Origin of the sequence: Streptomyces sp. NBC_00078 (assembly GCF_026343335.1) — a bacterium.
In the GTDB taxonomy this organism is placed as follows: domain Bacteria; phylum Actinomycetota; class Actinomycetes; order Streptomycetales; family Streptomycetaceae; genus Streptomyces.
The window spans coordinates 5,693,248-5,714,976 of record NZ_JAPELX010000001.1; the positions used below are offsets into that span (position 1 = coordinate 5,693,248).

Consider the following 21,729-nt stretch of genomic DNA (forward strand, 5'->3'; position numbering starts at 1 on the left):
GCAGGAACAGCGACTGGTGCACGGGGGGAGTCAAGGATCGCCGCCTCACAGTGGGCGCAGTCGCGGTCATGCCGCTCTGGGACCGGCCCTGCGCGGGGGCGTGCCGATGACCGCCGAGGCGGTGGACCCGGCGCGGGAGCGGCTGCGGCGCTGGCGGCTCGTGCTCGGAGGCGACGCGGCCGACGGCACGGGTTGCGCACTGTCCGGGCGGGACGCCCAGATGGACGGGGCGTTGGCCGCACTGTACGGAAGGGCGGACAAGCAGGGACAGACAGGGCGGGACCGTTCGGCGGGGCTCGGGGCGTCGGCGCCGTCCGTGGCCCGCTGGCTGGGGGACATCCGGACGTACTTCCCCTCCTCCGTCGTCCAGGTCATGCAGCGTGACGCCATCGACCGGCTCGGGCTGTCCACGCTGTTGCTGGAGCCGGAGATGCTGGAGGCGGTGGAGGCCGACGTGCACCTCGTCGGCACCCTGCTCTCCCTCAACAAGGCCATGCCCGAGACGACGAAGGAGACGGCACGGGCCGTCGTGCGCAAGGTCGTCGAGGACCTGGAGAAGCGGCTCGCCGCCCGCACCCGGGCCACCCTCACCGGCGCCCTCGACCGCAGTGCCCGTATCAACCGGCCGCGTCACCACGACATCGACTGGAACCGCACCATCGCGGCCAACCTCAAGCACTACCTGCCCGAGTACCGAACGATCGTGCCGGAGCGGATCATCGGGTACGGACGGGCGTCACAGTCCACGAAGAAGGAGGTCATCCTCTGTATCGACCAGTCGGGATCCATGGCGGCATCGGTCGTGTACGCATCGGTGTTCGGGGCGGTGCTCGCCTCGATGCGGACGATCTCCACGCGACTCGTCGTCTTCGACACGGCGGTCGTCGACCTCACCGACCAGCTCGACGACCCGGTGGACGTGCTGTTCGGCACGCAGCTGGGCGGCGGTACGGACATCAACCGGGCGCTGGCCTATTGCCAGTCGCAGATAACCCGGCCCGCGGAGACGGTGGTCGTGCTCATCAGCGATCTGTACGAGGGCGGGATACGGAACGAGATGCTCAAGCGGGTCGCCGCTATGAAGGCGTCAGGGGTGCAGTTCGTGACGCTGCTCGCGCTCTCGGACGAAGGGGCGCCCGCCTATGACCGGGAACACGCGGCCGCACTCGCCGCGCTGGGGGCACCGGCGTTCGCCTGCACACCCGATCTGTTCCCGGAGGTGATGGCGGCGGCGATCGAGAAGCGGCCACTGCCGATTCCGGACACGGTGTGAGCGGGCACGGCGTGCGCGCGTAGAGCATGAGTGGACACGGCGTGCGCGGACATAGTGCGCGTCGGCACGGCATGACGATCGGCCGGGCAGCGGGCGTTCGCTGACGATTTGTCGACCCGTCGCCGTCCGAATCCGACCAGCAAAACGGACATGACTACCCATCGGTAACAGGGGGCTTGCGCAACCTCGGGAGTGCCGTGCGAGGATCGACGCCTCACCAGCGGTGCCCCGCGCTCCGCTCACCCGTACCGCGTCGCGCCGACTCGTAGCCCATTACGCCTCGGCATGTGCAATCCGTTCCGCCGCACGGAGGACCCACCCCCTTGACCTGGCCAGCAGCCTTGCCCGGTGCCGCTCTGCGCGTGATGCGTACGGCGGCCGGACGGCGTGCGCTGCAAGTGGTCGTGCTGGTGGGCGGGTTGCTCGCGCTCGGGTTCCTCTGCGGGGAACAGGCGCACGCGGCTGAGGAGGCGCCGGCCGTCACCTCGTCCGAGGTTGCGCAGGCCGCCCCGGCGGACGGCGTCGGGGCGTTGACGGGCGGTGCTGTCACCACGGCCGCCACAGTCACTGCGGCCGACCGACTGGCGGCCTCGGCGGTCGCACCCGAGATGCGTCCCGCGCCGCCCGCCACCGAGCCGAAGCCTCAGACCCCGGCCAAGCCGTTCCCGGACACTCCGGCCCAGCCCAAGCCCGCCTCCGCCACCTCCTCCACCTCTTCCGCCTCCACGTCCCTCACCTCCACTTCGAAATCCGTGCGGCCGTTGGCAGAGGCCCCCGTCCGGCTGGTGAAGTCCGTGGCCGATCGTGTCGTGCAGCCGGCCGGGGGACTCGTGGAGCCGATTCCCGCCGGGCTGGGTGAAGTGGCGGCGCAGATACCGCTTTTGTCCGCGCTGCCGACGCCACCCGGGTCGCCGTCGGTGCCGAGCCTGCCTTCCTTGCGCTCGCCGGCCCGTTTCCCCGCGCAGCCGGGCCTGATACCTCCCACGCCGTTCGCGCACGTGCCGCAGGTTGGTGCCGCGGGCTCGGTGACCGAGGGGGCCGTCGACGACAGGCGCTCCGCTGCGGCGGGCGCGAGCAGCACGGCACACGGGCCACGGCTTACCGTCGGAGTCACCGCGGCCGGCGCCACCGCACACGGCGACCGGCAGCGCTCCGCCGGTGCCCCTCACGCCCCGGCCCATCAGGCGCCCGGCGGCGACCCGACCGGCGCGCTGGGCAACCAGGCCGCCGTGGACAACGGCACGTCGAGGCACGGTGACGTACACGCCGTCGCCCTGAACCACCGGGCGCCCCTGCAGCTCCTGCCCGGCGCCGCCGCTCCTGCGAACGCGGCCGGCACCCGGGACAGGCACCGGGACATTCCCGTCTTCCCCGGCTAGAGCAGACCTCTCCCCCGCCACGGACGTGCCGCGCGGGGGCGGAACAGGTCTGCCCGCCTGTCCGGACACCCCTCCGCTCTCAGGACGGAAGCCGCCGAATCCGCTGGTCACCGGTCCCGATTCCCTGGACCACGACCGCGAGCGGCGCCGGAAATGCCCCAAGCCTTTCGAAGAAGCACCGGAACCCCCTGGACCTCCCCGAGGTCGCGGAGAGCCGGCGCTTCCAGGGATCTAAGGATCTGACGCACGCATGAACAAGAACATCCGCCGCTCCATCGTCATAGCCGCCGGAGTCACCGGCGCGTGGGCGCTCGGCTCCGCCGTCGCGAGCGCCGACGAACTGCCCGCCTCCTCCCTGTCGGTGTCCGACGCGGCCTCCGGCACCGACAGCGACAGCACGCTCGGCACTGTCACGGGCGCGCTCACCGACACGGTCGACGGCGTCGTCACCACAGTTCGCGAGACCGGCGTTCGCGAGACCGCCGTCCACGACACCGCGGCCAAGGCGATCTCCCCGGTGGCCGACGCCGACGCTGACGGCGTCACCGAGACCGTGGGCAGCGCCGAGAGGGCGATGCCCGACGGCACCGTCGAACAGGCCCGTAAGTACGTAGACGACAAGGTCTCCGTCCCCCAGGCGGCCGACAAGGCGTCCAAGGTCCGAGGCGCCGCCGCGATCCAGGGCGCCAAGGCCGCCCGCGCCGCCCAGACCCATGCGCAGGCCACGGCCGAGGCCACCGTCGCCGCCGCCCGGACCACCGTCTCCGACACGACCACCCCCATCCGGGGCGAGGTCGACTACCTCTTCGGCCCCCTCGCCGCCTTCGCGCCGGAACTGGAGGAGGCCCTGGCGGCCGCCCAGACGAAGCTCCAGGCCGTGCAGTCGGCGACCCGCACCACGGACGCCGTCCGGAGCACCGCGAGGACCGCGACGACCGGCGCCCGGGGTCGTGCCACCGACGTGACCGCCACCGCGCAGGGCGAGGCCGGTGCCGTCACCGGCGCCGCCCACGCCACCGTCTCCGCGGTCCCGAGCCAGGTCACGGGCACGGTCGGCGGTGTCGAGCAGAAGGTCCTCGGCACCGGCAGGAGCGTGCCCGTCACGGTCACGCCGATCGCCGACGAGACGGTCGCGGCCGCCGTCCCGCCGCTTGCGACCAGTGCCGTGCACGGCGTGACGCCGGTGGCCGGCCAGGCCGTGGCGGGCGTCGTCCCGGTCGCCGGGCAGGCCGTCGCCGGGGTCGTGCCCGTCGCCGCTCACGCGGTGGACGGCGTGGTGCCGGTCGCCACGGGTGCCGTGCACGGCGTGACGCCCGTGGCCGGCGGTGCCGTGTCAGGGGTCGCGCAGACGGCCGGGCATGCGGTCGACACGGCGACGGCGGCGGCCCACGGGGCCGTGGCCGACGTACAGCCGGTCGCCACCGGTGCCGTGCAGGGCGTGACGCCCGTCGCGGGCGGTGCGGTCTCCGGTGTGCGGTCGGTGTCGGGCGGTGCGGTGGACGGTGTGGTGCCGGTCGCGGGCGGGGTCGTCGCGGACGTGCCGCCGTACGCCACCGGCCTGGTCGGTCAGGTCCTCGACGACGCCACGGGCACGGTGCTGCCGCCCGTCGCCCACACCGCCGTGGACGGCGTGCTGCCGGTCGCCGGACAGGCCGTGACGGACGCGGGCGGGGTGGCGTACGGCGTCGTGGGCGACGTCCGGCCGTTCGTCGGCGGGGTCTCCGAGGCCGCGGTGCCGCTCGCGTACGGCGTGGCCGGTGACGGGACCGAGTTGGCGTACGGCGTCACGGGCCAGGTGCCGCAGTTCGCGCAGGGGGTCACCGGTGCCGTGCGGCCCGTCGTCGACACCGTCACCGAGACCGTCCGCCCGCTCGTGGGAGGCGTCGGCGGCAGCGCGACGACGCTCGCCTACGGCGTCGCGGGCGACGTCAGCCCCTTCGCGTACGGCGTCGTCGGCGAAGTCGACCCGTTCGCCCACGGTGTCGTGGGCCGGGCCGCGCCCTTCGCCGACGACCTGACCGGCACCGTCCGCTCCACCGCCGGCCCGCTCGCAGGCCACGCCGTCACCGGCGTCGAGGGCGTCGCCGACTCGCTCACGCCGAGCTATGCGCAGGGCGTGAGGGACGTGCAGCACGTGCAGCACGTGCAGCACGTGCAGAACGTGCAGAACGTGCAGTACGGCACCCCGTACAGCATCTGACCGCCCGCCATCGGCGGCGCACGCACTCAGTGCGCCGCACGACCGACTCCGCGAGGTCGAAGGTCCCGGACGGCCGAATGCCGTCGGTCCCGTCCGACCGAAACCCCGCGGAACGGGCCGGCCGGTCCCCATTGGGGTGGGGATCGCGCTTGCCCACAGCCCTCTGAGCGGCCCGTTCGGGTCCTAGGGGGTGTGCCAGGGGCCTCACCGGGTCAACCCCAGCCCGGTGAGGCCCTTTCCCCCTTGCCCCCCGTCCTGGCCCCGTCTCGCCCCCATCCTGTCCCCGCCCCTTACCCCTCAGAGGCCTCACATTCGGCACGCCGTGCCAGTGAGCACGGCATCATGTGACAGGTATCACCGCTCAGGTGTGACGCTCGATTTAGGGGCCTCCTGCAAGCAGCGATAACCTGCGAGACGGACATGCCGCGCGCTCGGTCACCGTGTGCGCCTCCCTTGTGACAGCGGACGTCACGTTGCCCGTCGCGGCACGCCCACGCATCCAACGAACCGCGAGATCACTGATAGGGACGGAAGCGCGTGGACCTGTTCGAGTATCAGGCGAGGGACCTCTTCGCCAAGCACGATGTACCGGTGCTGGCCGGTGAAGTCATCGACACGCCTGAGGCGGCCCGCGCAGCCACCGAGCGTCTCGGTGGCAAGTCCGTCGTCAAGGCCCAGGTGAAGGTCGGCGGCCGTGGCAAGGCCGGTGGCGTGAAGCTCGCCGCCACCCCGGACGAGGCCGTCGCACGTGCGACGGACATCCTCGGCATGGACATCAAGGGCCACACGGTCCACAAGGTGATGATCGCCGAGACCGCGCCCGAGATCGTCGAGGAGTACTACGTCTCGTACCTCCTCGACCGCACCAACCGCACCTTCCTCGCCATGGCGTCCGTCCAGGGCGGCGTGGAGATCGAGGTCGTCGCGGAGGAGAACCCCGAGGCCCTCGCGAAGGTGCCGGTCGACGCCAACGAGGGTGTCTCGATCGAGAAGGCCCGCGAGATCGTCGCCCAGGCCAAGTTCCCGGCCGACGTCGCCGAGCAGGTCGCCGAGATCCTGGTGACGCTGTGGGACACCTTCATCAAGGAGGACGCCCTCCTCGTCGAGGTCAACCCCCTGGCCAAGGTCGCCTCCGGCAAGGTCATCGCCCTCGACGGCAAGGTGTCGCTGGACGAGAACGCCGAGTTCCGCCAGCCGGAGCACGAGGCGCTCGAGGACAAGGACTCGGCCAACCCGCTTGAGGCGGCCGCCAAGGCCAAGAACCTCAACTACGTGAAGCTCGACGGCGAGGTCGGCATCATCGGCAACGGCGCGGGTCTCGTCATGAGCACCCTGGACGTCGTCGCGTACGCCGGTGAGGCCCACGGTGGCGTCAAGCCCGCCAACTTCCTCGACATCGGCGGCGGCGCGTCCGCGGCCGTGATGGCGAACGGCCTGGAGATCATCCTCGGCGACCCGGACGTCAAGTCCGTGTTCGTCAACGTCTTCGGCGGCATCACCGCGTGCGACGAGGTCGCCAACGGCATCGTGCAGGCGCTGCAGCTGCTCGCGGACAAGGGCGAGGAAGTCACCAAGCCCCTCGTCGTCCGCCTCGACGGCAACAACGCCGAGCTGGGTCGCAAGATCCTCTCCGACGCCAACCACCCGCTGGTGCAGCGCGTGGACACCATGGACGGCGCGGCCGACAAGGCCGCCGAGCTCGCGGCTGCGAAGTAAGGGAAGAGGGACAGACACAGCCATGGCTATCTTCCTCAACAAGGACAGCAAGGTCATCGTCCAGGGCATGACCGGCTCCACGGGCATGAAGCACACCAAGCTCATGCTCGCCGACGGCACGAACATCGTCGGTGGTGTGAACCCGCGCAAGGCGGGCACGTCCGTGGACATCGACGGCACCGACATCCCGGTGTTCGGCACCGTCGCCGAGGCGATCGAGAAGACGGGCGCGAACGTATCCGTCCTCTTCGTGCCGCCGGCCTTCTCCAAGGCCGCCGTGGTCGAGGCCATCGACGCCGAGATCCCGCTCGCGGTCGTCATCACCGAGGGCATCGCCGTCCACGACTCGGCCGCGTTCTACGCGTACGCCGTGGCCAAGGGCAACAAGACCCGGATCATCGGCCCCAACTGCCCCGGTCTCATCACGCCGGGCCAGTCGAACGCCGGCATCATCCCGGGCGACATCACCAAGCCGGGCCGCATCGGTCTGGTCTCGAAGTCCGGCACGCTGACGTACCAGATGATGTACGAGCTGCGTGACATCGGCTTCTCGTCCGCCGTCGGCATCGGTGGCGACCCGGTCATCGGTACGACGCACATCGACGCGCTCGCCGCGTTCGAGGCCGACCCCGACACCGACCTGATCGTGATGATCGGTGAGATCGGTGGCGACGCCGAGGAGCGTGCGGCGGACTTCATCGCGAAGAACGTGACCAAGCCGGTCGTCGGCTACGTCGCGGGCTTCACCGCGCCCGAGGGCAAGACCATGGGCCACGCCGGCGCCATCGTCTCCGGCTCCTCCGGCACGGCCGCCGCCAAGAAGGAGGCCCTCGAGGCCGCCGGCGTCAAGGTCGGCAAGACGCCGACCGAGACGGCGAAGCTGGCCCGGGAGATCCTCGCCGGCTGAACGGCGGCTTCCTGACCGAGCGTTGATGGGCCCGCTCCCCGTGAAGGGGGACGGGCCCATCGGCATGAGGAACACTCGTGAACTCGTGAACTCGCGACGAGTTTCCGTTCATCACTCGCGAGGGGTTTCAATTCATCAGCGGTACGAGCCGCTCCGGTCCGTGCGCCGTCGCCGTCCGCAGCTTCGTCCGCAGCTCCGTCTGCGCCTCCGACAGCGCGCCCTGGGCCACTCGCGGCGGAACTCCCTGCACCTGCGCGCCCGGAGCGACCGGAGGCTCGTAGTGCGTCGGGGCCGTTCGCACGGTGAGCGCCGTCGTCCCGATCAGGGCCACCGTGAAGGCGATGGCGGCCCGTGTCCAGAAGCGCGCCCTGCGTTCGCCGCCCGTCCGCACCGCCGGGGGTCTGCCCGCGCGCAGTGGCTCCGTGGAGGCCACCTCGGCCAGCCGGCGATGGAGCACGGCGGGGTCGGCGAGTTCCGGCAGGCGCGCGGCGATCACCTCGCGCGCGTGCAGCAGCCGGCCGGCCGTCGCCGGCGTGCTCGCCTCCGCCTCGGCCGCGGTCTCCGGCAGATCGAGGCCGACACCGTCGTACAGCAGCAGCGCCCTGCGGTGTGGCGACGGGAGTTTCAGGAGCACGTCCAGCAGCGCGCGGTCGGCCGCGTCGGGCGGCGGCGGCTCTGGGTGCCGGTAGCGGGGGCGGAAGCGGTGCCAGGGGGAGAGCGCGTACTCGTACGCCGTCGCCCGCACCCACCCCGCCGGGTCCCGGTCGACGGCCACCTCGGGCCAGCGCTGCCAGGCGAGTTGGAAGGCCCGCTCGACCGATTCGCGGGCCAGCTCGCGCCGCCCGGTGAGCAGGTAGGCCTGCCGCGCGAGGGCAGGGGCGCAGAACGCGTACAACGCGTCGAAGGCCTGAGCGGGTGTCAGAGGAGCGTCGGCCGGCACGGGATCCGCGGCCGACGGCTGCTCCTCCGGACTCCCCGTCACCTCGGTTTCGGTCCGGGCGAGTTCGGTCAGGAGCGCCACGTAGGCCTCGCGTCTGCGGCCGCGCGGTGTCGTGCGTCCGCTCTCCCAGGAGGCCACGGCCCTGCCGGGGATACCGAGCCGCTTGGCGACCTGATCCTGCGTCAGTGAGCCGGCCTCGCGCAGGCGTCGGCGCTCCGTGGGCGGCGGCAGCGGGCTCGCGGGGTTCGGCGTCACGGCGCACCCTTACGTACGAAAAAGTACATAAACGTATATTGAGCGACACTTCGGAGGTTTGCCTGTTACGACGAGAAAGCGCGTGTCGTTGGGAGCATGGCGGGCGTGACCCAGATGACCACTCGCCGACCTCCCCTGTCGTCCCTGCCGGCCCGGATGCGCGACCGTTCGCCCGGCCTCGGCGCCGGCCTCGTGGGCGGTGTCCTTGCCGCCGGACTGGGGCTCGGGTCGCTCGCCGTGCTCGTGGTGGTGCTGTGGATCAGCTCGCCGTATCCCGACAGCGGACCCGGGGCGGCGCTGCACGTCGCCGCGGCGCTGTGGCTGCTGGCGCACGGCGCCGAACTGGTCCGCACCGACACGCTCTCCGGTGCCCCCGCGCCGGTGGGGATCACACCGCTGCTGCTGCTCGCCCTGCCGATGTGGCTGGTGCACCGGGCGGCACGGGACGCGGTGGACGGCGGCGAGGACGAACCCCTCGGGTCCGGTCGTGCGGCCTGGGCGGGTGTCGTCCTCGGCTACCTCGGCGTCGGCGCGGCCGCCGCCCTGTACGCGTCCGGCGGACAGCTGCGGCCCTCGTGGGAGCGGACCGCGGGGTGCCCGCCGCTGCTCGTGATGGCCGCGGCCGGAGTGGGGGTGTGGACGGCGTACGGGCACCCGCGCGAGGCGCTCGGCGGCCTGCTGAAGCTGCTGCCGCGAGGGGCGCGGCGCTGGGCCCTGAGGTCGGCGGGGCTACGGCGCTGGTTCCCCCGGTCGGACACCCGCGCCCGGCTGGCTGTCGCGGCGCGGGCTGCGGGCGCGGGCACGGCGGCCCTCGTCGGGGGCGGGGCGGTGCTGCTGGCGGTCTCGCTGGTGTGGCACGGCGAGGCGGCGCGAGGAACCTTTCCGCAGCTCACGGAGGGCTGGTCGGGCCGTTTCGCCATCCTGATCCTGTGCCTCTTGCTGGTGCCGAACGCGGCCGTGTGGGGGGCGGCCTACGCCCTCGGACCGGGGTTCGTGCTGGGCGCCGGGCATGTGGTGGGGCCGCTGTCGGCGGCGCCGGCCCCCCTGCTGCCGGCGTTTCCGCTGCTGGCCGCGGTACCGGAGGCGGGGACCGGAACGTGGCTGAACTGGCTCGCGGGCGTCGCTCCGCTGACGGCCGCGCTGACCGTCGGGTGGTTCGTGGGCCGAGCGGAACACCCCCGCGCCGGGCGGACCGCCGCACTGGCGGCGCTGTTCTGCGCGGTCGGTACGGCCGTTCTCGCGTGGCTGGCGGGCGGACGGCTCGGAGTGCACGCGCTGGCCCGGTTCGGGCCGGTGTGGTGGGCGACGGGCGGTGCGGCGCTCGTATGGACGGCGGTCGTGGCGATTCCGACAGCACTGGGTCTACGGGCCTGGCGGTGCCACAAGCGGAAGGTGGCCGAGGAGAGCGGGCGGCCGAAGACCGGGGAGCCGAAGACCGGGGAGTCGAAGACCGGGCGGGCGAAGACCGGGCGGGCGAAGACCGAGGAGCCGAGAAGCGTGGAGTGGATGAGCAGGGAACCGAAGAGCGCGGAGCCGAAGACCGCGAGGTCGAAGCAGTCTCAGGAGTCGAAGCAGTCTCAGGAATCGCAGGTCGTGGGGGCAAAGGCCGCGGAACCGAGGGGCGGGGAGCCGGCACCGCAGACGCCGGAGCGCCGGGGCCGGCGGGCGGTGGCGTCGATCGGAGCGTGGTTCGGGATCGGGAAGGGCCCCCGCCGGGCGAAGGCGGTGGCGCCGGCAGCGACAGGCACGACGGCCGCACCCTACGACCAGGGCGATGTGTACGGCCCGCTGCCCGACCGGGACAAGGCCATGTACGCGCCGTACGACTTCCTGCCCGTCGAACCGCTCCCCGAGCGGTCGACCCCGTGGCGCGACGACGTCACCCGCGAGGCCCGCTGGGCGGCACTGAAGAGCGCCTCCGACCTGCCCCGGACACCAGACGTGCCGCACGAACCGACAACGCCCGACGGACCCGCGGTGCCCGACGGACCCGCGGTGCCCGACGCACCGAGAACGCCGGACGAACCGAGAACGCCCGACTCACCGCCCGCCCGGTGAACGCCGGCCGGTGCCGCCCCGCCGACCGTCAGCCGCTCGTCCCCAGTACTCCCCGCAGCTCCTTCGGCAGCAGCTGGGTGCAGGACTGCTTCGCCTGGTTGGTGAGGGCGTCGTTCGTGCAGGAGTAGTAGTCGCTGTAGACCAGCTGGGCCGTGAAGGTCGCGGCGACCAGGGCGATGGCCAGGGAGGCCGTGACCAGGCCGGTCACCGCCGCCGTCGTCTGGGGGCGGGCCGGCGGAGTGCCCGTGGACTCGGGCGTGCCGGGCTTGGTGCGCAGGCTGCTGATGCCCCAGTACAGGGCGAGGGCACCCAGCAGCAGGGCCACGTACGGCCAGCTGAAGAGGGCGAAGAAGAAGGCCCACATGCCGCTCAGCAGGGCGTAGCGGGCGCGGCGCTGGGAAGCGTCGGTCGGGTCCCAGCGCATGCCCGTGCCCGGGGTGTTGCCGCCCTGGCCCTCGGGGCCGGGGGACTGCGGACGCCCGGGACGCTCGCCGAACCCGCCGGGGGAGCGGCCCGGCTGGCGGTCGCTCCACTGGCTGCCCCAGGGGGAGTCGGAGTCACCCGACCCGTCGCCGCTCTCCCCGTCGGCCGGGCGGCGCGGCCGCCACGGCCGGTCCGGCGAGCCCTCCGGCGGCGGCGCGAAGGGGTTGTCGTCCTGGGCGCCACCACTCTGCTCGTCGCCGGACTTCCTGTCCGAGGGAGCATCGGGAGGCGAGGCGGGCCGCTCCCGCAGCAGGACGGCGCCACGCTTCCCTCCCTGCGCGGACTGCGGAGGGAGTCTGAGAAGTCGCAGGCTGCGGTCCGACATCAAGTGAGCGTCTTCCCCTAGGAGATACGGCGATGATCAGGCGTTCGTACGGCTGTCTTTCGTGACCCCGTCACTTCGGAAACGCACAGCACGACGACCACGTTCCCGCCCGGGCCCTCCCAAACGCTACCTTCCGGCCACGCCCCCGTCCCGTGGGGGCCGTCCGGAGTGCCGGTATCGTTGCTGACGGTCGGCCGCTTCGTAGACTTCCCCGTATCCCGGGGCGTGATGCATTAGGACGAATGCACAAAGCGCCGGCCGCCGGTAGAACGCTCCCCCGAGAAAGGGCCCCACCGTGGCCGCCAAGCCCGTGGTCAAGCGCCTGGTCGTGCTGGTTTCCGGATCGGGAACCAATCTGCAGGCGCTCCTCGACGAGATCGCGGCCAACGGCACCGAGGCCTACGGCGCCGAGATCGTGGCCGTCGGCGCCGACCGCGAGGGCATCGAGGGGCTCGCGCGCGCGGAGCGCGCAGGACTGCCGACCTTCGTGCGGAAGGTCAAGGACCACGGCACCCGCGAGGAGTGGGACGCGGCGCTGGCCGAGTCCGTCGCCGCGTACGAGCCCGACCTCGTGGTCTCCGCCGGCTTCATGAAGATCGTGGGGAAGGAGTTCCTCGCGCGCTTCGGCGGGCGGTTCGTGAACACCCACCCCGCCCTGCTGCCCAGTTTCCCGGGAGCCCACGGCGTGCGTGACGCGCTCGCGTACGGCGCGAAGGTCACCGGCTGCACCGTCCACTTCGTCGACGACGGCGTCGACACCGGACCGATCATCGCCCAGGGGGTGGTCGAGATCCGGGACGAGGACGACGAGAGCGCTCTGCACGAGCGCATCAAGGAAGTCGAGCGAAGGCTGCTCGTCGAGGTCGTGGGGCGGCTCGCCCGCAACGGCCACCGCATTGAGGGACGAAAGGTAGTTATCCAGTGACCGCCACCGCCGAGAGCACCAAGCGGCCCATTCGCCGGGCGCTCGTCAGCGTCTACGACAAGACCGGACTGGAAGACCTCGCGCGCGGGCTGCACGAGGCCGGTGTCGAGCTCGTCTCCACCGGGTCCACGGCCGGCCGTATCGCCGCCGCCGGTGTCCCCGTCACCAAGGTCGAGGAGCTGACCGGCTTCCCCGAGTGCCTGGACGGCCGGGTCAAGACCCTGCACCCCAAGGTGCACGCGGGCATCCTCGCCGACCTGCGGCTCGAGGACCACCAGCGGCAGCTCGCCGAGCTGGGCGTCGAGCCCTTCGACCTCGTCGTGGTCAACCTCTACCCGTTCCGCGAGACCGTCGCCTCCGGCGCCTCGCCCGACGAGTGCGTGGAGCAGATCGACATCGGCGGGCCGTCGATGGTCCGCGCGGCCGCCAAGAACCACCCGTCGGTCGCCGTCGTGACCAGCCCGGCGCGGTACGCGGACGTCCTCGGCGCGGTCGAGGGCGGTGGTTTCGACCTCGCCACCCGCAAGCGGCTGGCCGCGGAGGCCTTCCGGCACACGGCCGAGTACGACATCGCGGTGGCGAGCTGGTTCGCGAGTTCCTACGCCCCCGTCGACGACTCTCTCTTCCCCGACTTCCTCGGCGCCACCCTGGAGCGCAAGAGCACCCTGCGCTACGGCGAGAACCCGCACCAGCCCGCGGCGCTCTACGTCGACACTGCATCCGTCGGCGGCTCCGCCGCGGGCGGCGTCGGTCTCGCGGAGGCCGAGCAGCTGCACGGCAAGGAGATGTCGTACAACAACTACACGGACACGGACGCCGCGCGCCGTGCCGCGTACGACCACGACGAGCCCTGCGTGGCGATCATCAAGCACGCCAATCCCTGTGGCATCGCGGTCGGTTCGGACGTCGCCGAGGCGCACCGCAAGGCGCACGCCTGTGACCCTCAGTCGGCGTTCGGCGGGGTCATCGCCGTCAACCGGCCGGTGAGCAAGGAGATGGCGGAACAGGTCGCCGAGATCTTCACCGAGGTCATCGTCGCGCCCGACTACGAGGACGGCGCGCTGGAGGCCCTCGCGAAGAAGAAGAACATCCGGGTGCTGAAGGCCGCCGCCGCGCCCTCCCACCCCGCCGAGGTCAAGCCCATCGACGGCGGTGCGCTGCTCCAGGTGACGGACCGCCTCCAGGCGGAGGGCGACGACCCGGCCAACTGGACGCTCGCGACCGGCGAGGCGCTCACCGCCGACGAACTGGCCGAGCTCGCCTTTGCCTGGCGGGCCTGCCGCGCCGTGAAGTCCAACGCGATCCTCCTCGCCAAGGACGGCGCCTCGGTCGGCGTCGGCATGGGGCAGGTCAACCGGGTCGACTCGTGCAGGCTCGCCATCGCGAGGGCGGGCGAGGAGCGGGCGCGCGGTTCCTACGTCGCGTCGGACGCGTACTTCCCCTTCCCGGACAACATCGAGGTCCTTGCCGCCGCCGGCGTCAAGGCCATCGTCCAGCCGGGCGGTTCGATCCGCGACGAGCTCTCCGTCGAGGCCGCGAAGAAGGCGGGCGTCACGATGTACTTCACGGGGACGCGGCACTTCTTCCACTGACGGACACCTCACCCGGGCGGCGCTGCGCCGGATCGACACCTACGTCGAACTGCGCAGTGCCGCCCAGGTGTTGGGGCCTACTTCGCCGTCCACCGCAAGGCCCTTGTCCCGTTGGAACTGCTTCACCGCGGCCAGCGTGGCGTCGCCGAACTGGCCGTCCACGCCCGCTTCGCCGACGCTGTAGCCGCGCTTGGCGAGCATGCACTGTACCTGGACCACGCGCTGCCCCTTGTCGCCGTGGACGGTGAGCTCGGTACCGGAGTAGTACGTGCACTGGGAGCTCCAGGGCGGGGTGGCGGGCGTTGTCGCGGTCTTGGTGGGGGTGGCGGTGGGAGCGCTGCCGCCACCGCTTTCGTTGCGGTCGGACGGGGCGGAGGCTTCGTCGGAGGGCGTGGCCTGCGTACCGCCCGCACTGCCGCCCGCGGATGCGTTGGGGCTCTCTGACGCCTCGGCCTCCTCCTTCCCCGAGGCGGTTTCCTTCTGCTTCTCCTTGTCGCCGGAGGGCGAGGCGGACGAGCTGGGGATGGCAGAGGCCTGCGCGTCGCCGGGTGTGGTGCTGCCGGCGGCCGTCGGTGCCGCCGAGGCCGTTTCGCCGAGGGACGGGCGGGTGAGGAAGAAGGCGCCCGCGGCGACGGCGCACACGGCGAGGCCCGCGGCCACGGCGAGGTACGCCTTCGGCTTCCTCCGGCGGCTGCCGCCGTCCTCGGGGGCCGGGGCCTGCGCGGAGGTGGCGTACTGCATGCGCGGCATCGGCGGGGTGGGCGTGAAGGCGGGGCCGGGGGCGGGGGACGCCGTGCGCTCCGTCGGCGCACGCAAATGGACGGTCTCCTGGACGGAGACGGATTCCAGGACGTCGCAGGCCTGCCGTCGGGCGAGCAGCCGTGCGGCCAGTGGCTCGTGCCAGGGGGCCGCGCCGCTGTGACCGGCCGACGTGGCGGCGTCGAGGAGTTGCCGCGGGGTGGGGCGTCCGGCGGGGTCCTTGGCGAGGCAGGCGGACAGGAGCGCCGCCAACGCCCGGTCCGCCGCCGCGAGTTCGGACATGACCTCGGGCTTGGGTTCCTCGAACGCGACACGATGCATCACGTCGACGCCCGTTCCGTCCCCGAAGGGGGCGTGGCCGGTGGCGGCGTAGATCAGGCTCCCCGCGAGCGAGAAGACGTCGGAGGCGGTGTCGCAGCGCCCCTCGCGCAGATACTCGGGCGACATGAAGGCGGGCGTGCCGACCCTGCTCCCGGTCGAGGTGATCGCGCTGCTGTCGGTGGCCTGCGCGATGCCGAAGTCGATGACGTGCGCGCCCTGCAGGGACAGGATCACGTTGGACGGCTTGAGATCCCGGTGTACGACGCCGACGGCGGCCATCGACGACAGAGCCTGCCCAAGGTCCGCCACCAGCCGCCACACGCCGGCCGGCGCCAGTGTGCCGCAGTCGCGCACGGCGTCGGCGAGGTTGAGGCCGGGTACGTACTGCGTGGCCATCCACAGCAGCGTGTCGTCGAAGCCGGTGCCGAGCAGCTGCGGCGCACGCGGGGTGTGGACCCGGGCATGCACGGAGGCCTCCCGCTCGAAACGCCGCCGGAACCGGGGGTCTTCGGCGTACTCGGGGCGGATCACCTTGACGGCGGCGAGACCGGGGGTGTCGTCGGCGGGGCGGGCGAGGTAGACGCGGCCCATGCCGCCGCTGCCGAGTAGGCCGAGGGGGGCGTAGGGGCCGATGCGGCCGGGGTCGGTCGGCTGCATCGGCGTCGCGCCCGCATGCGTCAGAGCCGCGTCACCGGACGCCGGGGTGTACGACGGCATGGGTTGCCGCTGGTCTGTCATCGATCCCCCGAGTGCTGTTCTGCCTCCCCAACGTGCGCTTGTGTCAGGATGGTTGGTGCGAGGCTATCGCGTGGGGCGGGGGAGTGGTTCGAGGGCCGGTGGTCCCGCTCAGGTGTTCTTCGGGTACACGGTGTACTCGTGGCAGTCGGCGCACCCCTTCACCAGCGCCTTGTCGAACTTGCCGTGGGGACTGTTCAGGGTGACCTGGTGCTTGTCGTGGTGCCAGTCTCCCCACCCGTCCCCGTGGACACGCACCCACACGTCGCCCTGGCAGCCGGTGTTGTACTTGATGCCGGTGGCCTTGACCGTGCTGAGGTCGAGCGAGTAGACGGACCCGCACGAACGGCTGTACATCAGCCATCCCCGCTCCTCTTCGAGGATCGAGTCGGCCGCGGAGGCGGGGGTGGTGGCGAGCATGAGAGCCGCGGCGAGACTGCCGAGGACGGTGATGGTGCGCTTGCCCATGAGGGTTCCTCCCGTTGTCGAAGCAGGTACCACTGTGGGGCGGCCGGGGACCGCGCGGTACCTCGAACGTTTCAGGGTCCGGACAGCTCGCACCACACGGTCTTGCCCGCAGGTGTCAGCCACACGCCCCAGCGCCGGGCGACCGCGTCGAGCAGGAGCAGACCGCGGCCGGTCTCGTCGTCCGGGTTCGGGTGGCGGGCGATGAGCCAGGCGTGCGGGTCGGGGTCGGTGACCTCCAGGCGGGTACGGCCGTCCGGGGTGCGGAACAGGCGGACGGTCACCGGGGTGCTCTCGCCGACATGCTTGATCACGTTGGTGAGCAATTCGGTCACGCAGAGCTGGACTTCGGAGCAGGGTGCGCCGAGGTGCTCGCGGACGGCGTGGCGTACCTCCGGTACGGCCTTGGGGAGTGCGAGCAGTTCGAGGACGAGCGGTTCGTTCACCGGCCCGCCGCCTTGCGCAGGGCGGTGATCAGGGCGCGGGCGGTGGCCTGGTTGCAGTTGCCGAGTGCGATGAGAGGCCGTACGGGGAGCGCGCCGGCGAACGTCGGCAGGTCCACGCCGAGGGAGGGGAGCGTGATGCCGTTCGCCTCCAGGGCGGTGCGGAGGTCTTCGACGCAGGCGTCGGTGTCGTCGTCGTGGGGGCGGTTCATGGGCGTACGCCTTTCTGCGGCCTGTGCGCTCTGTGAGGAATCAGTCACAGCGTGGCGTCAAGGGGCGTACCGTGAAAAGTGTTTGGGTTGCGCCCGGTAACAGGCAAATGGCGGTGGTGAGTTGTGCCCCCTCGTAAGGATCCCGACGCGTCGGCGAACGTCCCCTCCTTCTACGGCGCCGAGTTGCGCTTCAAGAGGGAGGAAGCGGGCCTGACGCTCGAACAGCTGGCGGAGGGGAGCTTCCGGGGCATCCCGTTCCTCAGTCAGATCGAGCGGGGCGAGCGGCGCATGCCGATGGATCTGGCCCGGCACGTCGACAAGGTGCTGAAGACGGACGGATTTTTCGAGCGGCGCTGTGAAGACGCCCGCAAGGCGAAGCAGTCGGGGCATGCGGAGTACTTCGCGGATGTCGCGGAGATGGAGAAACATGCGGAGACGATCGAGGACTGGGCGCCGTCGCTGATCCCAGGGCTGTTGCAGACCAGGGCGTACGCCCAGAAGGTTGTGGAGACCTCGCTGCCGTGGCTGCCGCCCGAGACCGTCGAGAACCAAGTCAAGGCCCGCATGGAGCGCGCGAAGCTCTGGGAGTGTGAGGAGCACCCGTCGTTCTGGGCTGTTCTCCACGAGTCGCTGATCCGCAGGCCGCTCCTGGACCCCGAGGAGATGGCCGTCCAGCTCAGGCACATCGCGCACGTAATCCGCTCCACGCAGAGCGTTCTGCAGATCCTTCCGGAAACATCAGCCGCGCACCCGTTCATGATGGGCATGGTCAGGGTCATGACCTTCCCGGACGCACCACCGGTGGTGTACACGGAGGGACTCCACAGCGGCCAGCTCATCGACTATCCGGCCCTCGTGAAGAACTACCGGAGGTCGTACGATCTGCTCAGGGCAGCGGCGCTGCCACCGGAGGCCTCCCTGGCCGTGATCGAGGCAGCAGCAGAGGATTACCGGAATGAATCCCAACAGCAGGATCGACCTGAGCTCCGTTCAGTGGCGCAAGAGTAGTTACAGCAACGGCAGCGGTGGCGAGTGCGTCGAGGTCGCCGACAACCTCCCCGGCACCGTCCCCGTCCGCGACTCCAAGAACCCTTCCGGCCCCGCCCTGGTGTTCCCCACCCACACCTGGGCCGCCTTCATCCGCTCCCTGTAACTATTCAGGTACCGCTCCCGTGCGTGGCCCCCGAAACTCATCTGTGTCAGAACCACTGAGTTGAACGGGGAAGCACATGCGATCAAGCATCCTGACAAGGACGCTCGTCAGCGCCGTCACCGTCGTCGGAATCGCCGCCGGGAGCCTGGCAACCGCGGGTACCGGCTTCGCGGCGTCCGAGCCGGTCGCGAAGCCGGCGGCGGTTTCCGGGGACGTCAGCACGCTCGCGACGAACAACTTCGGCCTGACCGCCGTGCAGGCGAAGAGGGTCCAGGTCTGGCTGAAGAAGCACCACGGCTACACGGGCTCGCTCGACGGGAAGCTCGGCACCGGCAGCTGGAAGTCGTTCCAGAAGTGCCTCAAGCAGTACTGGGGTTACCGTGGCGCGATCGACGGGAAGCCCGGCAAGAACACGGTGAAGGCGCTGCAGCACCTGCTGAAGAAGGGCTACGGCTACCGCGGCGCGATCGACGGTGCCGCCGGATCGGCCACCAAGTCCGCGTTCAAGAAGTTCGCCGCCGGGGCCCCCTCCGCCAAGCGGACCGGCCTCCACTGACCGACCGCAGTCGAGTGGCGCGCCCCCGGTTTACAGGGACCGGGGACGCGCCACTCGGCAGTTCGGTCAGCCCTTCACCCCGTCAGGTCCTTGCCGCAGCGCCTGCCAGGTCTTCGGGCCCACGATCCCGTCCGCGTCCAGCTCCGCCCGCTTCTGGAAGGCGACGACGGCAGCCTTGGTCAGGGGACCGAAGCCGCCGTCCACCTCACCGACTTCGGTGATCCCGTGCAGGTGCCTGAGCAGGCACTGGAGCTCTCTGACCTGGCTGCCGCCCTCGCCCTGCTTGACGGTGAAGTCCCAGGTGCTGCTCCAGCCCGCCGTGTAGCCGCGGCCGTTCTTGGTGTCCTCGTACACCGTGGGCTTCTCACAGGTGGGCGCCGCGGCGGCTGCCGGGGCCTCGTCGCGCAGGGTGTACGTCACCGTCGTAGCCGTGCCCAGGGCCACCGCCGCGAGCGCCGCGACCAGGACCGGCCGTCGCCACCGCCGCGGCCGCAGGCGGGGCAGGCGGGCCGAGCGGGCGCTGCCCGCAGCCTGTTCCGCGCGGCGCAGCAGGGCCTCGGTGCCGATCCGGTCGGCGTGCGTAGGGCCCAGGCAGTCCCGCACGATCTCCCGCCAGGCGTCCGGGAGTTCGGGCGACAGACGCAGTTCCTCGGTGCCCCGCGCATAGCGCGTCGCCGCGTCGCAGCGGGCTTCCGTGGTGCCTCCCGGCAGCGGGAACGTCCCCGTCAGCACGACGTGCGCGAGGACGCCGAAGGCCCAGATGTCGGCGGAGGGCCGGATCCGGGCGCCCCGCTCGTCGATCTCGGGCCAGAGCAGCTCCGGCGGCGTGTAGTCCGGCGTGGCGAACGCCGGCGCGTAGGCGTGGGTGCCCTGCAGCTCCGCGGCCATGTTGAAGTCGGCGAGCCGCACCGAAACGTCCTTCAGCAGCAGCACGTTGGCCGGCTTGAGGTCGCCGTGCACCCAGCCGGCGTGGTGCAGCTGGTGCAGGCCCTCGCAGATCTGGGCGAGCAGGGCAGGCCCCGCCTCCGGCCTCGGCGTGTGCTCCAGTACGGCGTCCAGGGAGCCCTCGGCCCGCTCCAGTACGAGGACGGTGGCGCCGTCGAGTTCGGGGTGGTCCGGGTCGTCGACCGTGAGCGTGTCGTACATCCGGATCAGGCGCGGTGCGCGCAGTTTCTCCAGCAGCTCCACCTCGCGCTCGGCCAGTTCGCGCAGATGGCGCAGCTGTCGCGGGGTGCGGGTGCCGGTGGGCAGGAACTTCAGCGCCGCCTCGCGGGGAAGCTCCGGCTCCTCGTCGCCGGTGTGCCTGGCCGCGTAGACGGTGGAGAACGCGCCGGACGCGAGGGGCGCGCGGACCTCCCAGGCGCCGACTCGGTAGCCCTTCGGCACGGGAACCGCGTACGACCTGTGGGGTTGCTCGTTCACCGGGCCACCTCGCTCGTTGGCGGAAGCGGGGCCGGGGCGAGCACCGCGAGGTCGTCCTCGCGGATGAGGTCGAAGCGGAGCGCCAGAGACACCAGCGACTCCTTCTTGCCGTTGACGCGCAGGCCCGGTTCCGCCATGTCCGGGCCGGGCCTCAGCCGCAGCTTGACGGCCAGGTAGTCGATGTTCCAGTACACGGCGGAGCGGCTGACCGTGGGCCAGACGGACCGCAGGCGGTCCACCAGTTGCTCCACGGCGGGCAGCGGAGCGTGCGGCTCGCCGCGCAGCCGGGGTTCGCACAGGGCGGCCAGGACCGCGAAGTAGCGCTTGGTGCGGTCCAGGGCGAACGCCGGCGTGGTGAGGGCCCCGGAGAGCCCGTGGCGCTCGACGCTGCGGAAGGCGTGGCGTGGCGCCCAGACGTCGAAGGCGAGCAGATCGCCCGCGGCGGGCAGCACCACCCGCGAGAACTCGAACGGCACGGGCGCGTCCAGGCGGCCCGGCGCGATCTTGATGTGTTCGCCCGCGCCCTCCGGGTTCTCCACGACGTAGGTCTGGTCCTCGCTGAGATTGCTCAGCAGCCAGAAGTTCCGGTGGGCCGTGATCGACCCGGCGACCCGGGGAACCCCCTGGTGGTCGATGGTGAGACTGCCGTCCGTCCCGGCCCTGCCGAACGTCAGCTGTTCGCCCGCGGCGATCCTGAGCTGCCCGTCCGAGCTGCCGCACATCGGTGGTACGACGATGACGCTGTACATGGAGTCGTCCCCCTCCTCCTGCAACGCCAGGGGGCGCAGCAGCCCCCCGCCCGATGAGGGGCAGGGTAAGGGACGCTTCTGAACGACGGCGAAGCTTTGTTCGCGTCACGGCGAGTCGGTGAAGGTTGCGGGGAGAGTGTGAGGAGGGACGCAGGGAAACGGCCTCCGGCCGTAGTACGTCCCTTGGTACATCCCTTCGTGCGCGAGCGCGGTCTCCGGCCCTCCCCCGAGGGAGCCGGAGACCGCCGCTACGGGGCGCCCGTCAGCAGGGACGCAGGGAGTAGATCGGGTCCCAGGTGGCCCTGCCGGCCTCGTACGCCGTGGACGTCCAGCGGACGCTGCCGTCCTTGTTGAAGAACTTGGCGACCGTGCCGGGCGTCTGGTTGTTGGTGAACGGGCCGTCGCCGGTCCAGTTGCTGACGGTCCAGGTCTGGCACTTGTAGTAGTCGAACTTGGTGTTCTTGACGACCATGCACAGGTGGCCGTAGGCGCAGTCCAGGTCCTGGGCGCCGAGCTTGCCCTTCGGGGCGCGGGTGGCGGTCATGCCGTCGTACTTGACCTCGTTGGCAGTGACCTTCAGGGCCTTCGGGTGGCCGGCGAGCACCTGGTCGACCGTCTGCTGGATGCTGGTCACCCGGGTGCCGTCCGGAGTGGCCGTGACGCGGGTGCCGTCCGGCGAGTCGGCCGCTGTGGCCGCGACCGTCGAGCCGGCTAGCAGCGCGGTGGCCGCGACGAGAAGCGCGGCCGGTTTGATGATGTTCACTGTCGTTCCCCCATGAACGTCGTTGGTCATGCCGCCGAAGCGGTGTGCACACACCGTCCCAACCGGGGCCGCCGCGAGGTACCTCGGACGTCTCAGGG

20 protein-coding genes are annotated in these 21,729 nt (G+C 71.6%); 11 read left to right on the forward strand and 9 right to left on the reverse strand.

Features of this window, described 5'->3' with window-relative positions:
- Positions 1-106 precede the first annotated feature (106 nt).
- The 5 genes from OOK07_RS26800 to sucD all read left to right on the forward strand — a co-directional run bounded on the left by OOK07_RS26800 (position 107) and on the right by sucD (position 7,475).
- Positions 107-1,273, forward strand: coding sequence for a VWA domain-containing protein (locus OOK07_RS26800; protein WP_266798938.1), 1,167 nt, complete (start codon positions 107-109; stop codon positions 1,271-1,273).
- A 323-nt stretch (positions 1,274-1,596) separates the two neighbouring features.
- Entirely contained in the window at positions 1,597-2,652 is a 1,056-nt protein-coding gene (locus OOK07_RS26805; protein ID WP_266798940.1) for a hypothetical protein, read from the forward strand.
- Between the two features lie 250 nt (positions 2,653-2,902).
- The gene (locus tag OOK07_RS26810; protein WP_266798942.1) at positions 2,903-4,852 is read left to right on the forward strand and encodes a hypothetical protein; all 1,950 of its coding nucleotides are present in this window, start codon (positions 2,903-2,905) and stop codon (positions 4,850-4,852) included.
- Between the two features lie 537 nt (positions 4,853-5,389).
- Positions 5,390-6,568, forward strand: a complete 1,179-nt coding sequence (gene sucC / locus OOK07_RS26815; RefSeq protein WP_266684009.1) for an ADP-forming succinate--CoA ligase subunit beta — start codon at positions 5,390-5,392, stop codon at positions 6,566-6,568.
- A gap of 22 nt (positions 6,569-6,590) precedes the next feature.
- Positions 6,591-7,475 carry a succinate--CoA ligase subunit alpha gene (gene sucD, locus OOK07_RS26820; protein ID WP_266684010.1) on the forward strand — a complete coding sequence of 295 codons (885 nt, stop codon included), beginning with the start codon at positions 6,591-6,593 and terminating at the stop codon, positions 7,473-7,475.
- A 127-nt stretch (positions 7,476-7,602) separates the two neighbouring features.
- On the opposite strand, the gene OOK07_RS26825 is transcribed toward sucD, so the two are convergent.
- Complete coding sequence (locus OOK07_RS26825) at positions 7,603-8,670, reverse strand: helix-turn-helix domain-containing protein (RefSeq protein WP_266798944.1); 1,068 nt, start codon at positions 8,668-8,670, stop codon at positions 7,603-7,605.
- Between the two features lie 96 nt (positions 8,671-8,766).
- Here OOK07_RS26825 and OOK07_RS26830 point away from each other — a divergent pair, with 96 nt between their 5' ends.
- The gene (locus tag OOK07_RS26830) at positions 8,767-10,728 is read left to right on the forward strand and encodes a cell division protein PerM (RefSeq protein WP_266798946.1); all 1,962 of its coding nucleotides are present in this window, start codon (positions 8,767-8,769) and stop codon (positions 10,726-10,728) included.
- 28 nt (positions 10,729-10,756) lie between these two features.
- On the opposite strand, the gene OOK07_RS26835 is transcribed toward OOK07_RS26830, so the two are convergent.
- Positions 10,757-11,536, reverse strand: coding sequence for a hypothetical protein (locus OOK07_RS26835; protein ID WP_266798948.1), 780 nt, complete (start codon positions 11,534-11,536; stop codon positions 10,757-10,759).
- Between the two features lie 295 nt (positions 11,537-11,831).
- Between OOK07_RS26835 and purN the strand changes: the two genes are divergently transcribed.
- Both purN and purH read left to right on the forward strand, forming a co-directional pair.
- Positions 11,832-12,461, forward strand: coding sequence for a phosphoribosylglycinamide formyltransferase (gene purN / locus OOK07_RS26840; protein ID WP_266798950.1), 630 nt, complete (start codon positions 11,832-11,834; stop codon positions 12,459-12,461).
- Positions 12,458-14,053 (forward strand): bifunctional phosphoribosylaminoimidazolecarboxamide formyltransferase/IMP cyclohydrolase, encoded by a 1,596-nt coding sequence (gene purH, locus OOK07_RS26845; RefSeq protein ID WP_266684018.1) that lies wholly within the window; start codon positions 12,458-12,460, stop codon positions 14,051-14,053. The genes purN and purH overlap by 4 nt, the downstream gene beginning before the upstream one ends.
- Positions 14,054-14,092: 39 nt before the next feature.
- Here the strand turns inward: purH and OOK07_RS26850 are convergent, their stop codons facing one another.
- From OOK07_RS26850 to OOK07_RS26865, 4 genes are all read right to left on the reverse strand, one after another.
- Positions 14,093-15,871: a protein kinase domain-containing protein gene (locus OOK07_RS26850; RefSeq protein ID WP_266798952.1), complete on the reverse strand. Its 1,779-nt coding sequence runs from the start codon at positions 15,869-15,871 to the stop codon at positions 14,093-14,095.
- 108 nt (positions 15,872-15,979) lie between these two features.
- A complete protein-coding gene (locus tag OOK07_RS26855; RefSeq protein ID WP_266519907.1) occupies positions 15,980-16,336 on the reverse strand; it encodes a hypothetical protein in 357 nt (118 codons plus the stop codon).
- A gap of 71 nt (positions 16,337-16,407) precedes the next feature.
- Positions 16,408-16,779 carry an ATP-binding protein gene (locus OOK07_RS26860; RefSeq protein ID WP_266798954.1) on the reverse strand — a complete coding sequence of 124 codons (372 nt, stop codon included), beginning with the start codon at positions 16,777-16,779 and terminating at the stop codon, positions 16,408-16,410.
- Positions 16,776-16,988, reverse strand: coding sequence for a hypothetical protein (locus OOK07_RS26865; protein WP_266589483.1), 213 nt, complete (start codon positions 16,986-16,988; stop codon positions 16,776-16,778). Before OOK07_RS26865 ends, OOK07_RS26860 begins: the two co-directional genes overlap by 4 nt.
- Before the next feature lie 123 nt (positions 16,989-17,111).
- Between OOK07_RS26865 and OOK07_RS26870 the strand changes: the two genes are divergently transcribed.
- From OOK07_RS26870 to OOK07_RS26880, 3 genes are all read left to right on the forward strand, one after another.
- Positions 17,112-17,996, forward strand: a complete 885-nt coding sequence (locus OOK07_RS26870; protein WP_266589485.1) for a helix-turn-helix domain-containing protein — start codon at positions 17,112-17,114, stop codon at positions 17,994-17,996.
- The gene (locus tag OOK07_RS26875) at positions 17,944-18,141 is read left to right on the forward strand and encodes a DUF397 domain-containing protein (RefSeq protein ID WP_266589487.1); all 198 of its coding nucleotides are present in this window, start codon (positions 17,944-17,946) and stop codon (positions 18,139-18,141) included. Before OOK07_RS26870 ends, OOK07_RS26875 begins: the two co-directional genes overlap by 53 nt.
- Positions 18,142-18,217: 76 nt before the next feature.
- On the forward strand, positions 18,218-18,697 hold the full coding sequence (locus OOK07_RS26880) for a peptidoglycan-binding domain-containing protein (protein WP_266798957.1): 480 nt from the start codon (positions 18,218-18,220) through the stop codon (positions 18,695-18,697).
- A gap of 66 nt (positions 18,698-18,763) precedes the next feature.
- Here OOK07_RS26880 and OOK07_RS26885 read toward each other — a convergent pair whose 3' ends face one another.
- The 3 genes from OOK07_RS26885 to OOK07_RS26895 all read right to left on the reverse strand — a co-directional run bounded on the left by OOK07_RS26885 (position 18,764) and on the right by OOK07_RS26895 (position 21,661).
- The gene (locus OOK07_RS26885) at positions 18,764-20,119 is read right to left on the reverse strand and encodes a serine/threonine-protein kinase (protein WP_266519916.1); all 1,356 of its coding nucleotides are present in this window, start codon (positions 20,117-20,119) and stop codon (positions 18,764-18,766) included.
- A complete protein-coding gene (locus OOK07_RS26890; RefSeq protein WP_266798959.1) occupies positions 20,116-20,868 on the reverse strand; it encodes an FHA domain-containing protein in 753 nt (250 codons plus the stop codon). The genes OOK07_RS26885 and OOK07_RS26890 overlap by 4 nt, the downstream gene beginning before the upstream one ends.
- A gap of 262 nt (positions 20,869-21,130) precedes the next feature.
- A complete protein-coding gene (locus OOK07_RS26895; RefSeq protein WP_266798961.1) occupies positions 21,131-21,661 on the reverse strand; it encodes a hypothetical protein in 531 nt (176 codons plus the stop codon).
- Between the last annotated feature and the right edge of the window lie 68 nt (positions 21,662-21,729).